Here is a 12,378-nt window from a genome sequence, read left to right on the forward strand (position 1 = left end):
CAGCTTGAACAAGGGAATTGGCCAATGACTCATAAACCAGGGATCGTGATCACCGGCGCATCGGGCCGTATGGGGCAGATGCTGATCAAGACGGTGCTGGAAAGCGATAAGGCCACGCTGGCAGGCGCGGTCGAGCGCGAGGGCCACGGCTGGGTCGGCCGCGACGTCGGTGAGGCGATGGGCGGGGTGCCGGTCGGCGTGACCGTGACCGCGGATGCTCTGGAGGCGTTCTCCAAGGCGCAGGCGGTGATCGACTTCACTGCGCCTGAGGCAACCCTGGCGTTTTCCAAGCTGGCGGCCCAGGCCCGTGCGGTGCATGTGATCGGCACCACCGGCATGACGGATGAACAGATTGCCCAGCTGGAGCCTGCGTCGCGCCACGCGGTGATCGTACGCGCGGGCAACATGAGCCTGGGTGTCAATCTGCTGACCCAGCTGACCAAGAAGGTCGCTGCGGCGCTGGATGAAGACTTCGACATCGAGGTGATCGAAGCGCATCACCACCACAAGGTGGACGCACCTTCCGGCACCGCGCTGATGCTGGGCGAGGCTGCCGCCGAGGGCCGCGGCGTCAAACTGGCAGATGTGCGCGATTCCGGCCGTGATGGCATCACCGGCGCCCGCAAGCGCGGCGACATCGGTTTCACCGCCATCCGCGGCGGCGACATCGTGGGGGAGCATGACGTGCTGTTTGCCGCTGCAGGCGAGCGCATTGTGCTGCGCCACCTGGCCACCGACCGGGCCATCTTTGCCCGCGGCGCGCTGAAAGCCGCGCTGTGGGGGCAGGACAAGGGGCCGGGCCAGTACGATATGGTGGATGTGCTGGGGCTCTAAGCGCAAACATGCGGCCTTGCCGGGCCGCTGTCTCCCCTTTCGGCGGCACAACTGCCTGACGGACTGTGGACAGGAGTACTTGTGCAAAAGAGAAGCCAAGGCTCTTCTTCTTTGAAGCAAGTACTCTGGGGGGGGCGGGGGCTGGCCCCCGCAGAAACGCTCAGAAATCGACGGCGATGCCCTTTTTCTCCCAATCGCCATAGCGTGCAGGATCGGGGCCGTCGCGGCCGCCCAGCTCTGTGGGGCGGGGTTCTTGCGCTTCGGCGGCCTTGCGGCGTTCCTCGGCTTCGGCCAGGGCGCGCAGGGCCGCGGGCGGCAGGTCTTTCTTCTCAGGGGTCTCTTCGCTCATCGCGGGTTCCTTTATGCTCCGCCCATGATATACGCCCCTGTCCGGCGCAAACAACCCGAGCGCCCTAGGAGTATCCAGATGTCCGATGCCAATCACGCCCGCCGCACCGCTGTCTACCTGCTGGATCAGGTCCTCGGAGAGGGGCGGCTGCTGGCGGAATGCTATGCCGCGGGTGCGCTTGAGAAGCTGGCGCCTGAGGAGCGGGCACGGGCGCAGCGGCTGGCGGTGGAAACCCTGCGCGGGCTGGAGCGGGCTGACCGGATCCTGAAGAAGCACCTGAAGAAGACGCCGCCGCTGATGGTGATGAACGCGCTGCGGCTGGGCACGGTGGAGCTGTGCGCAGGCGGTGCCGCGCATGGGGTGGTGAATGCGATGGTGGCGATTATTTCCAAGCACCGCCGCCACGGGCAGCTCAAAGGGCTGGTCAATGCGGTGCTGCGCAAGGTGGCAGAGGAAGGACCGGCGGAATGGGCCAAGCTGCGTATCCCGCGGCTGCCGAACTGGCTGCGCAAACCGCTGGTGCAGGCCTGGGGCGCGGAGGCGATGCTGGGTATTGAAGCTGCGCACTTTGCAGGTGCATCGCTGGATGTGACCGGCAAGCCGGGCGCTGATCTGTCCGCTTTGGGCGGAGAGGGGCTGCCGGCGGGCTCGGTGCGGATTGCCAGTGCGGGCCAGGTCTCGGCTCTGCCGGGCTATGACGCCGGGGATTGGTGGATTCAAGACGCTGCCGCTGCGATGCCGGCCCGTATTTTGAATGCGCAAGCAGGTGAGATCGTTCTCGAACTTTGCGCCGCGCCGGGCGGCAAGACCATGCAGATGGCCGCCGCAGGTGCGAAAGTGACGGCGGTGGATGCGTCGGAGCCGCGTATGGCTCGCCTCAAGGAGAATCTCGCCCGCACCGGGCTAGCGGCGGATCTGATCGTGGGGGATGCGCTGGAGCAGCGGGGCCAGTATGACGCCGTGCTGCTGGATGCGCCCTGTTCTGCCACCGGCACCATCCGCCGCCACCCGGACTTGCCGCAGGCCAAGGACGGCAGCGAGTTCGGCCAGCTGATCGAGCTGCAGGCGCAGCTGCTGGCGCATGCCTGGAGTCTGGTGAAGCCTGGCGGGCGGCTGATGTTCTGCACCTGCTCGCTCCTGCCCGACGAGGGCGAATGCCAGGTGGAAGAAGCGCTGGAGATGTTCGAGGACATGGCGGCTGACCGCGGCGCGCTGCAGATCGCGGGTGTGGAGCCGGAGTGGATCACCGAGGAAGGCGGGCTGCGGCTGCGTCCCGATTACTGGCCAGAGCGCGGCGGCATGGACGGCTTCTATATGGCCCTTCTGCGCAAATCCGCGTGACCCCGGGGCGCCTCCGGCATTCGCCGGTGACTTGCGCCGCACCCCGCGTTATGCTCGCGCCAAAACGCCCTGGTAACCCCCTGGCGCGAGGCAGAAGAGCATGTCCACTTACGACAGAATGGCAAGCCGCGGCACCCGGCTGCTGAACCGGTATTATGCTTGGCGGGCGCGCAGCCAGCCGGCTGCCACCGGCTTTGTCTCGCAGCCTGAGCCGCGCACCATCGGCAGCTTTGCCCGCGGGCGGCAGCTGGTGGCGGGAAACCTTCTGTTTGCGGGTTATCTGGTCGAATCGCCTGACACCGGCCTGTGGGAAGTCGCTGCCCCGGATGCCGCCTTTGACGCGGAGCGGCACGGGTTTGCCTGGCTCGACGATCTGGCTGCAGTGGGCGACTTCAAGGCCCGCGCTAAGGCGCAGCGCTGGGTTTGGGGCTGGATCGAACAGCACGGGCGCGGCGGCGGTCTGGCGTGGCTTCCGGACCTCACTGGCCGGCGGGTGATCCGCTGGATCAACCACGCGCTGTTCCTGCTAAGCGGTAAGGAAAAAGACGAAGCCGAGGCCTTTTATGGCGCGCTGGGGCGGCAGACCTGGTATCTGTCTCAGCGCTGGCAGGGGGCGGCGCCCGGCCTGCCGCGGTTCGAAGCCTTGTGCGGGCTGATTTATGCGGGCCTGTCTCTGCAAGGGCGCGAAGAACTGGCAGATCCGGCCGTCAGGGCGCTGGCTGCGGAATGCGAGTCTCAGATTGATGATCAGGGCGGCTTGCCGACCCGCAACCCTGAGGAACTGCTTGAGGTCTTCACCCTGCTGACCTGGGCGGCAGCAGCCTTGAACGAGGCCGGGCGGGCCGTACCGCATTCTCATTCCGCTGCTATTGAACGAATCGCGCCCACCCTGCGCACTCTGCGCCACTGTGATGGAAGCTTGGCGCGGTTCCACGGGGGAGGGCGCGGGCTGGAGGGACGGCTGGACCACGCTCTGGCTGCCAGCCATGTCGCAGAACGCCATGCCGATGGGCTGGCGATGGGGTTTGCCCGGCTTTCGGCGCGGCGTACATCGGTGATCGTTGACGCTTCCGTCCCGCCGAAAGGCAAGGCGTCGAACTACGGCCATGCCTCAACCATGGCATTCGAGCTGACCTCCGGGCGGCGTCCCTTAATCGTGAACTGCGGTTCGGGCGAAACTTTTGGCACCGAGTGGCGCCGGGCAGGAAGGGCTACTCCTTCACACACCACTCTTTGCATTGAGGGTCATTCCAGCGCCCGCCTCGCTGCGCCGCATAAGACCACAGGCCATGAGGAACTGATTGAAGCGCCAGACGACGTACCCTTGGAGGTCAGCGACCTGGCCAACGGTTTCCGGTTCCAGGGGGGGCACAATGGCTATGAGGCGCATTTCGGGCTGACGCATGCGCGTACGCTGGATCTGTCATTTGACGGAAGGGCATTGAGCGGCGAGGACATGCTGGTGGCGCTGGATGATGCGGCAAAGCGCCAATTCTCCAAGGTGCGGGACGCCAGTCCGGAGGGCGGTGTCGGCTTTGATATCCGCCTGCATCTGCACCCGGAGGTGGATACAGCCCTTGACTTGGGCGGCGCAGCAGTATCCATGGCGCTCAAGAGCGGGGAAATCTGGGTTTTCCGTCATGACGGCACTTGCAAACTGTCGCTGGAGCCGAGCGTTTACCTGGAAAAGACCCGCTTGAAGCCGCGTGCGGCAAAGCAGATCGTTTTATCCGGGCGGGCGATGGAGTATGCCACCCGCGTCCGGTGGACGCTCAGCAAGGCGCAGGAGACTGCGGTTGCCGTGCGAGACCTGAACCGGGACGAACCCGAGACGTTTGACTGAGCCTTTAAAAGGACCTGCCCTGCCATGACCGACCTTCACCCCGTACGCCGTGCGCTGCTTTCCGTATCCGACAAGACCGGCCTGATTGAGCTGGGCAAGGCGCTGGCTGCGCGCGGTGTTGAACTGCTGTCGACCGGCGGGTCCGCCAAGGCGCTGCGCGATTCCGGTCTGACGGTCAAGGACGTGTCCGAAGTGACCGGCTTCCCGGAAATGATGGACGGCCGCGTCAAGACCCTGCACCCGATGGTGCATGGCGGCCTGCTGGCGCTGCGCGACAATGACACCCATGTTGCCGCGATGAATGAACACGGCATCGGCGCCATCGACCTGCTGGTGGTGAATCTCTACCCGTTTGAAGCGGCGCTGGCCCGCGGTGCGGATTATGACGAGATGATCGAGAACATCGACATCGGCGGCCCCGCAATGATCCGCGCGGCCTCCAAGAACCACTTGTTTGTGAACGTCGTGACCGACGTGCAGGACTATGATGCGCTGCTGGCAGAGCTGGACGCAAACGACGGCCAGACCTCTTACGCTTTCCGCCAGCGCCTGTCGCAGACCGCCTATGCCCGCACAGCCGCCTATGACGCCGCCGTGTCGAACTGGATGGCCTCGGCAATCGAAGAGAAGACCCCGCGCCGCCGCGCCTTTGCCGGCGAGCTGAAGCAGACCCTGCGCTATGGCGAGAACAGCCACCAGGAAGCGGCGTTCTACACCGATGGCTCGAACCGCCCCGGCGTCGCCACCGCCGTGCAGCTGCAGGGCAAGGAACTGAGCTACAACAACATCAACGACACCGACGCGGCCTATGAGCTGGTGGCGGAGTTCGATCCGGCCGACAGCGCTGCCGTGGCGATCATCAAACACGCCAACCCCTGCGGTGTGGCCAAGGGCGCCACTCTGGCCGAGGCCTATCAGAAAGCTTTCGACTGCGACCGCACGTCCGCTTTCGGCGGCATCGTGGCGCTGAACCAGCCGCTGGACGCGGAGACTGCCAAGAAGATCACCGAGATCTTCACCGAGGTCGTGATCGCGCCGGGCGCATCTGATGAAGCGAAGGAAATCTTTGCCGCCAAGAAAAACCTGCGCCTGCTGCTGACCGACGGTCTGCCGGACCCGCGTAAAGCCATCACCGCCTATAAGCAAGTGGCAGGCGGTGTGCTGGTGCAGGACAAAGACGTTGGCTACGTCGGCATGGACGACCTCAAGGTGGTGACCGAAAAGGCCCCGTCTGATGCGCAGATGCAGGACCTGCTGTTTGCCTGGAAAGTTGCCAAGCACGTCAAGTCCAACGCCATTGTCTATGTGAAGGACAGCGCGACTGTGGGTGTCGGTGCAGGCCAGATGAGCCGTCTGGACAGTGCCAATGTGGCGGCTGCCAAGGCGGGCCGCATGGCCGCTGAGCTGGGGCTGGAAGAAAGCCTCGCCAAGGGTTGCGCTGTGGCGTCTGATGCGTTCTTCCCCTTTGCCGACGGCCTGCTGGAAGCGGCCGCAGCGGGCGGTGCCTGCGTCATTCAGCCGGGCGGCTCGATGCGCGATGACGAGGTGATCAAGGCGGCCAATGAAAAAGGCCTGGCCATGGTCTTTACCGGCATGCGCCACTTCCGCCACTAAGCAGAGCGATACAATGGCAGCACGCTGGATGATCTGGGGCGCGGCCCTGTCCTTGCTGGCCGATCAGGCCAGTAAATACTGGGTGATCCATGTGATGGGGCTGGATCAGCGCCACCGGATCGACGTGCTGCCGCCGTTCCTGAATTTCCGTTACGGCGAAAATACGGGCATCAACTTCGGCCTGTTCGGCGGCGGCGATGAGGCATCGCGCTGGATCCTGATCGCATTGTCGCTGATGATCTGCGCGGCGCTGGCGGTCTGGGTTCTGCGCGGCCAAGGCAAGTTCTGGGGCATGCAGCTGTCAGCCGGACTTGTAATTGGCGGCGCCCTGGGCAATGTCGCGGACCGGCTTCTGTATGGATATGTTCTGGACTTCCTCAACACATCCTGCTGCGGCATCCAGAACCCCTTTGTGTTCAATGTCGCCGATATCTTCATCTTTGCGGGCGCTGGAGGGCTGATCTTCTTTGACGGGCGGCGCAAAAAGCCTGCGTAGACCTTGGCCGGCAAATGGTTTAAAAGCGCCGGGAAACAGGCAGGAGTTTGGGGCAATGCGGATCCCGTTCGGAGTGATTGTTCTGGCTGGCGCGCTGGCAGTGGCCGGCTGCGCGCAAAAGGGGCTGCGTCTTATCGAGAAACCGGGCACCGGCCCGGATGAGTTCCTGGTCCTGCCGTCCAAACCGCTAAGCGCGCCGGAAGACTACAGCAGCCTGCCTGCGCCTACACCCGGCGGCAGCAACATCACTGACCCGACTCCGCAGGCCGAAGCCGTGGCTGCCCTGGGCGGCAATCCCTCGGCGCTGGTGCCGGGTGCGGGCGTGCCTTCCGGCGATGCTGCGCTGGTCACCGCCTCCAGCCGCTATGGTGTCGAGCAGGGGGTTCGCGAAACCGTGGCTGAAGAGGACGCAGCCTTCCGCCACCGCAACCGCCGGGTCGGCCGGATCAAGCTGTTTCCGGTTGACCGTTACGAGCAGCTTTACGAGAAGCAGACGCTTGACCCGCATGCGGCCAATGAGCAGTTCCGCCGGGCAGGCGTTGCCACACCCTCGGCGCCGCCCGAAGACAGTTTCTGATCCTCACTTTTCTGCCAGCCGATCTTGTAAGATGCCAGCAGCAGCGTAGGTTGTCAGCAGTCTTTCTGCTGGCCAAAAGCGGCGTTTTATGGCTGCAATAGGCGCCAGAGCAGTAACCGCACCCGCCTTGGCAAGGGCTGGGGTGCAGAAATTGGAGGATGCCAGATGATCCGGAGGATCACATTGGCCGCCGCAGCGCTGAGTGCTGCCCTGTCCGCCCCTTTGCGGGCCGAAGATGAGGCGGTAACCGCGTTCACCCTGGACAACGGCATGGACGTGGTGGTGATCGAAGACCACCGCGCGCCCGTGGTGCAGCAGATGGTCTGGTACAGAGCCGGGTCAGCTGACGAGCCGCCGGGCCAGTCCGGTGTTGCCCATTTCCTGGAGCATCTCCTGTTCAAGGGCACCGACAAACTGGCGCCGGGCGAGCTGTCGGCCACCGTGCGTGCCAATGGCGGCCAGGACAACGCTTTCACCAGCTACGACTACACGGCCTATTTCCAGCGTGTTGCCGCCGACAGGCTGGAGCTGATGATGCAGATGGAAAGCGACCGGATGACCAACCTCCGCCTCAGCGAAGCGGATATTGCAACCGAGCGCCAGGTTATTCTGGAAGAGCGCAACCAGCGCACCGACAATGACCCGGTGGCGCTGTTCCGCGAGCAGCTGCAGGCCGTGCAGTACCTGAACCATCGCTATGGCCAGCCGGTAATCGGCTGGCGCCATGAGATGGAAAGCCTCGACATGGCCGACGCGCTGTCCTTCTACCAAACCTATTACGCGCCCAATAACGCCATCCTGGTGGTCTCCGGCGATGTCGAGCCGGATGAGGTGAAGGCGCTGGCAGAAAAATACTATGGCGTGATCCCGGCGAACCCGGAGCTGCCGGAACGCTTCCGCAGCCAGGAACCGCCGCAAACCGCGGCGCGGCGCCTGACTTTTGAGGACCCCAGGGTTGCCCAGCCATATGTGCAGCGCTCCTACCTGGCACCCGAGCGTGACAGCGGCGCCCAGGAGAAAGCCGCAGCGCTTTATCTGCTGGCGGAGCTACTGGGCGGCGGCAACACATCTTATCTGGCCAACGCGCTGCAATTCGATCAGCAGGTTGCGGTCTACACCGGCGCCTATTACTCGGGCAGCGCGCTGGACGACACGTCCTTTACTTTCCTGGTCGTCCCGGCTGAAGGCGTCAGTATGGAAGATGCCGAGGCGGCGCTGGACACCACTATCGCCCGTTTCCTTGAAGAGGGTGTCGACGAAGCCCAGCTGGACCGTATCAAGCTGCAGCTTCGCGCTGCCGAGATCTACGACCGCGACAATGTGAACGGGATTGCCAACCGGTATGGCCAGGCGCTCAGCATCGGTTTGTCGGTCAAGGATGTGCAGGACTGGCCGAAGATCCTTCAATCGGTCACAGCGGATGAGATTATCGCTGCCGCCAATGAGGTGCTGCGCCCGCAGAGCTCGGTGACTGGCTGGATGATGCGCGATCAGGAGGTGACCCAATGAACCCGCTGAAGCTTTTTGCCGCGTCGTTGCTGGCTTGCTTTATGGCGCTGCCCGCCCTGGCCGGCATCAAGATCCAGGAAGTCACCTCTCCCGGCGGCATCACCGCTTGGCTGGTGGAGGATCATGCGATTCCCTTCTCGGCGCTGGAACTGCGTTTCCGCGGCGGAACATCACTGGATGCGCCGGGCAAGCGGGGCTCGGTTTATCTGATGACCGGGCTGCTGGAAGAGGGGTCTGGCGATATGGGCGCTCAGGAGTATACCCGGGCGCTGGAGTCTCTGGCTGCCAGTTTCTCCTATGATGCAGACAAGGATTCGGTGTCTATCTCTGCCCGCTTTCTGACCGAGAACCGTGCGGAGGCGGTGGCCCTGCTGCGTCAGACCCTGTTCGAGCCGCGCTTTGATCAGGACGCGCTGGACCGGGTGCGGGCGCAGGTTTTGGCCGGCTTGCGCTCGGACGCCAAGAACCCGAACAAGATCGCGGGCGAGGCTTTCTCCCGGATGGCATTTGGCGAGCATCCCTATGGCAGCGACGGCAAGGGCACGCTGGAGTCGGTCGCCGCTTTCAGCCGTCAGGACATTTTTGACGCCTATGAGGCCGTTTTTGCCCGTGACCGGCTCTACGTCAGTGCTGTCGGAGATATTACCGCCGAAGAGCTGGGCGTGCTTCTGGACGATCTGCTGGGCGCCTTGCCCGCAGAGGGCGCGCCGATCCCGGGCCCGGCGGACGTGGCAATCGAGGGCGGAGTCACGGTTGTCGACTTCGATACACCTCAATCGGTGGCGCTGTTCGGCCAAAAGGGCATCAAACGCGAAGATCCGGATTTCTTCACCGCCTATGTGATGAACCAGATCCTGGGCGGCGGCTCATTCGAGACACGGCTGATGACCGAGGTGCGGGAAAAGCGCGGGCTGACCTACGGGGTCTATTCCTACCTGGTGCCGCGCGATCTGGCGGCGGTCTACATGGGCTCGGTCGCCTCGGCCAATGGCAAGATGGCCGAGACCGTAGAAGTGATCCGGGGCGAATGGCGCCGCATGGCCGAGGAGGGTGTGACAGCGAAAGAGCTGAAGAACGCCCAGACCTATCTGACCGGAGCCTACCCGCTGCGCTTTGACGGCAATAGCCGCATTGCTTCGATCCTGGCGGGGATGCAGATGGATCATCTGCCAATCAGCTATGTGGAAACCCGAAATGACCGTATTGACGCGGTCACCCTGGAAGACATTAACCGTTTCGCGGCGGAGTTCATGGATCCCGAGGGGCTGCATTTCACCATTGCCGGCCGCCCGGAGGGGCTGGAAACCACGAACTGAGGCTGCTCCAAGCAATTGGCCAGTCAAGCCCATCGCCCGTTCCAAATGGATCGGGCGTTTTCTTTGATGCGGCTGGCCTCCGGCCGCCTTTTAGCTGACTCCTGCCGCTGCACCTCGCAGCTTTCCGCTTTTCCTTTCATTCGGGGGCAAACTGCTGTATGGGCGGGCCTATCTGAGACGATGTGCCCGGGCCCTGGCACGCGAAAGAAAGATAGATAGGGCCGGCGGCAATGGGGCCGCCACGCAAACGGGAGACCCGGAGGGCCGGGAGCGCTCCCAATCAGGATACGCTAGATGTTTAACGTTTCGAAAAAATCGATGCAGTGGGGCGAAGAGACGCTCACACTGGAAACCGGCAAGGTTGCCCGCCAGGCTGATGGCTCCGTGATTGCCACCCTGGGCGAAACCTCGGTCATGGCCAACGTGACCTTTGCCCGGCAGCAGAAGCCCGGCCAGGACTTCTTCCCGCTGACCGTGCACTACCAGGAAAAATACTATGCTGCGGGCAAGGTGCCCGGCGGCTTCTTCAAGCGCGAAGCGCGCCCGACCGAAAAAGAAACCCTGACCGCGCGTCTGATCGACCGTCCGATCCGCCCGCTGTTCGTCCCCGGCTTCAAAAACGAAGTTCTGGTGATGTGCACCGTGCTGTCCCACGACCTGGTCAACGACCCGGACATCGTTGCGATGATCGCGGCCTCCGCCGCTCTGACCATCTCCGGCGCACCGTTCATGGGCCCGATTGCCGGCGCCCGCGTTGGTTTTGTTGACGGCGAATACGTGCTGAACCCGACCGTCGACGACATGCAGGATCTGCGCCTCAACCCCGAGCAGCGCCTGGATCTGGTTGTGGCTGGCACCAAGAACGCCGTGATGATGGTGGAATCGGAAGCTTACGAGCTGACCGAAGCCGAGATGCTGGGTGCGGTGAACTTTGCGCATGAGCAGATCCAGCCGGTGATCGACCTGATCATCGCGCTGGCCGAAGAAGCCGCAAACGAGCCGTTCGACTTCACCCCGCCGGACTACTCCGAGCTGTTTGAAGCTGTGAAAGCCGCAGGCGACGCCGACATGCGCGCTGCCTTTGCCATCGCCGACAAGCAGGAGCGCACCGCCGCTGTTGCCGCTGCCCGCGAGACCATCAAAGCAGCTCTGAGCGAAGAGCAGCTGGAAGACGCCAACCTGGGTTCTGCACTGAAGAAGCTGGAAGCAGGCATCCTGCGCGGCGACGTTGTCAAAACCGGCAAGCGTATCGACGGCCGCCGCACCGACGAGATCCGCGACATCGTTTCGGAAACCTCGCTGCTGCCGCGGACCCACGGTTCGGCGCTGTTCACCCGCGGCGAGACTCAGGGCCTGGTTGTGACCACTCTGGGCACCGGCGACGATGAGCAGTTCATCGACGCGCTGCACGGCAACTTCAAATCCAACTTTCTGCTGCACTACAACTTCCCGCCGTACTCGGTTGGTGAAGTGGGCCGTGTCGGCTCCCCGGGCCGCCGCGAAATCGGCCACGGCAAGCTGGCTTGGCGCGCGCTGCAGGCGGTTCTGCCGGCCCCGACCGACTTCCCCTACACCGTGCGCGTGGTCTCCGAGATCACCGAATCCAACGGCTCCTCCTCGATGGCTTCCGTCTGCGGCGGCTCGCTGTCGATGATGGACGCAGGCGTGCCGCTGAAAGCACCGGTTGCCGGTGTTGCGATGGGCCTGATCCTGGAAGACGACGGCTCCTACGCGATCCTGTCCGACATCCTGGGCGACGAAGACCACCTGGGCGACATGGACTTCAAAGTGGCGGGTACCGAAAACGGCATCACTTCGCTGCAGATGGACATCAAGGTTGCCGGCATCACCCCGGAAATCATGGAAAAAGCCCTGGCACAGGCCAAGGACGGCAGGATCCACATTCTGGGCGAGATGGGCAAAGCGCTGTCCGAGACCAATGAATTCTCGGTCCACGCACCGCGCATCGAGACCATGCAGATCCCGACCGACAAAATCCGTGAAGTGATCGGCTCGGGCGGCAAGGTAATCCGCGAGATCGTTGAAGTGTCCGGCGCAAAAGTCGACATCAACGACGACGGCGTGATCAAGATCGCAAGCCCGAACGGCGAAGCCATCCAGAAGGCCTATGACATGATCTACTCGATCGTGGCTGAGCCGGAAGAAGGCGCCATCTACACCGGCAAGGTCGTGAAGATCGTCGACTTCGGCGCCTTCGTGAACTTCTTCGGCAAGCGCGACGGCCTGGTGCATGTCTCGCAAATCGAAAACCGCCGCCTGAACCATCCGTCGGACGTTCTGAAGGAAGGCCAGGAAGTGAAAGTGAAGCTGCTTGGCTTTGATGACCGCGGCAAGGTCCGCCTGTCGATGAAAGTTGTCGATCAGGAAACCGGCGAAGAGATCAAGCGGGAAGAAAAGGCCGAGTAATTCGGCCCGATCTTTGATATTCAACCCTGAAAGACCCCGGTGTATTGGCTGGGGTCTTTCGCGCTAACGGCG

Annotated in this window: 10 protein-coding genes; 9 read left to right on the plus strand and 1 reads right to left on the minus strand. The window is 63.5% G+C overall.

The window, feature by feature from the left end; genetic code table 11:
* Positions 1–24 precede the first annotated feature (24 nt).
* Complete coding sequence (dapB, locus tag RA20_RS06025; RefSeq protein ID WP_039125663.1) at positions 25–834, plus strand: 4-hydroxy-tetrahydrodipicolinate reductase; 810 nt, start codon at positions 25–27, stop codon at positions 832–834.
* A 160-nt stretch (positions 835–994) separates the two neighbouring features.
* Here dapB and RA20_RS06030 read toward each other — a convergent pair whose 3' ends face one another.
* The gene (locus RA20_RS06030; protein ID WP_039125664.1) at positions 995–1,183 is read right to left on the minus strand and encodes a DUF1674 domain-containing protein; all 189 of its coding nucleotides are present in this window, start codon (positions 1,181–1,183) and stop codon (positions 995–997) included.
* 78 nt (positions 1,184–1,261) lie between these two features.
* Here RA20_RS06030 and RA20_RS06035 point away from each other — a divergent pair, with 78 nt between their 5' ends.
* From RA20_RS06035 to pnp, 8 genes are all read left to right on the plus strand, one after another.
* Positions 1,262–2,524 carry an RsmB/NOP family class I SAM-dependent RNA methyltransferase gene (locus RA20_RS06035; RefSeq protein ID WP_039125666.1) on the plus strand — a complete coding sequence of 421 codons (1,263 nt, stop codon included), beginning with the start codon at positions 1,262–1,264 and terminating at the stop codon, positions 2,522–2,524.
* A gap of 100 nt (positions 2,525–2,624) precedes the next feature.
* Positions 2,625–4,367, plus strand: coding sequence for a heparinase II/III family protein (locus tag RA20_RS06040; RefSeq protein ID WP_039125668.1), 1,743 nt, complete (start codon positions 2,625–2,627; stop codon positions 4,365–4,367).
* Positions 4,368–4,391: 24 nt separating this feature from the next.
* Positions 4,392–5,981, plus strand: a complete 1,590-nt coding sequence (gene purH, locus RA20_RS06045) for a bifunctional phosphoribosylaminoimidazolecarboxamide formyltransferase/IMP cyclohydrolase (RefSeq protein WP_039125670.1) — start codon at positions 4,392–4,394, stop codon at positions 5,979–5,981.
* A gap of 13 nt (positions 5,982–5,994) precedes the next feature.
* Complete coding sequence (gene lspA, locus RA20_RS06050) at positions 5,995–6,477, plus strand: signal peptidase II (protein ID WP_039125672.1); 483 nt, start codon at positions 5,995–5,997, stop codon at positions 6,475–6,477.
* Between the two features lie 55 nt (positions 6,478–6,532).
* Positions 6,533–7,054, plus strand: coding sequence for a DUF3035 domain-containing protein (locus tag RA20_RS06055; RefSeq protein ID WP_039125673.1), 522 nt, complete (start codon positions 6,533–6,535; stop codon positions 7,052–7,054).
* A 165-nt stretch (positions 7,055–7,219) separates the two neighbouring features.
* A complete protein-coding gene (locus tag RA20_RS06060) occupies positions 7,220–8,563 on the plus strand; it encodes a M16 family metallopeptidase (protein ID WP_039125675.1) in 1,344 nt (447 codons plus the stop codon).
* A complete protein-coding gene (locus RA20_RS06065) occupies positions 8,560–9,879 on the plus strand; it encodes a M16 family metallopeptidase (protein ID WP_039125677.1) in 1,320 nt (439 codons plus the stop codon). The genes RA20_RS06060 and RA20_RS06065 overlap by 4 nt, the downstream gene beginning before the upstream one ends.
* A 294-nt stretch (positions 9,880–10,173) precedes the next feature.
* Positions 10,174–12,306 (plus strand): polyribonucleotide nucleotidyltransferase, encoded by a 2,133-nt coding sequence (gene pnp / locus RA20_RS06070; RefSeq protein ID WP_039125678.1) that lies wholly within the window; start codon positions 10,174–10,176, stop codon positions 12,304–12,306.
* The last annotated feature ends 72 nt before the right edge of the window (positions 12,307–12,378 follow it).

Origin of the sequence: Leisingera sp. ANG-Vp, assembly GCF_000813725.1 — a bacterium.
In the GTDB taxonomy this organism is placed as follows: domain Bacteria; phylum Pseudomonadota; class Alphaproteobacteria; order Rhodobacterales; family Rhodobacteraceae; genus Leisingera.

Excerpts from the sequence above, each read along its gene's own strand:
- RA20_RS06030 (WP_039125664.1), bottom strand. The coding sequence starts at position 1,183 with ATGAGCGAAGAGACCCCTGAGAAGAAAGACCTGCCGCCCGCGGCCCTG.
- RA20_RS06040 (WP_039125668.1), top strand. The coding sequence starts at position 2,625 with ATGTCCACTTACGACAGAATGGCAAGCCGCGGCACCCGGCTGCTGAAC.
- RA20_RS06055 (WP_039125673.1), top strand. The coding sequence starts at position 6,533 with ATGCGGATCCCGTTCGGAGTGATTGTTCTGGCTGGCGCGCTGGCAGTG.
- purH (WP_039125670.1), top strand. The coding sequence starts at position 4,392 with ATGACCGACCTTCACCCCGTACGCCGTGCGCTGCTTTCCGTATCCGAC.
- pnp (WP_039125678.1), top strand. The coding sequence starts at position 10,174 with ATGTTTAACGTTTCGAAAAAATCGATGCAGTGGGGCGAAGAGACGCTC.
- dapB (WP_039125663.1), top strand. The coding sequence starts at position 25 with ATGACTCATAAACCAGGGATCGTGATCACCGGCGCATCGGGCCGTATG.
- lspA (WP_039125672.1), top strand. The coding sequence starts at position 5,995 with ATGGCAGCACGCTGGATGATCTGGGGCGCGGCCCTGTCCTTGCTGGCC.
- RA20_RS06060 (WP_039125675.1), top strand. The coding sequence starts at position 7,220 with ATGATCCGGAGGATCACATTGGCCGCCGCAGCGCTGAGTGCTGCCCTG.
- RA20_RS06065 (WP_039125677.1), top strand. The coding sequence starts at position 8,560 with ATGAACCCGCTGAAGCTTTTTGCCGCGTCGTTGCTGGCTTGCTTTATG.
- RA20_RS06035 (WP_039125666.1), top strand. The coding sequence starts at position 1,262 with ATGTCCGATGCCAATCACGCCCGCCGCACCGCTGTCTACCTGCTGGAT.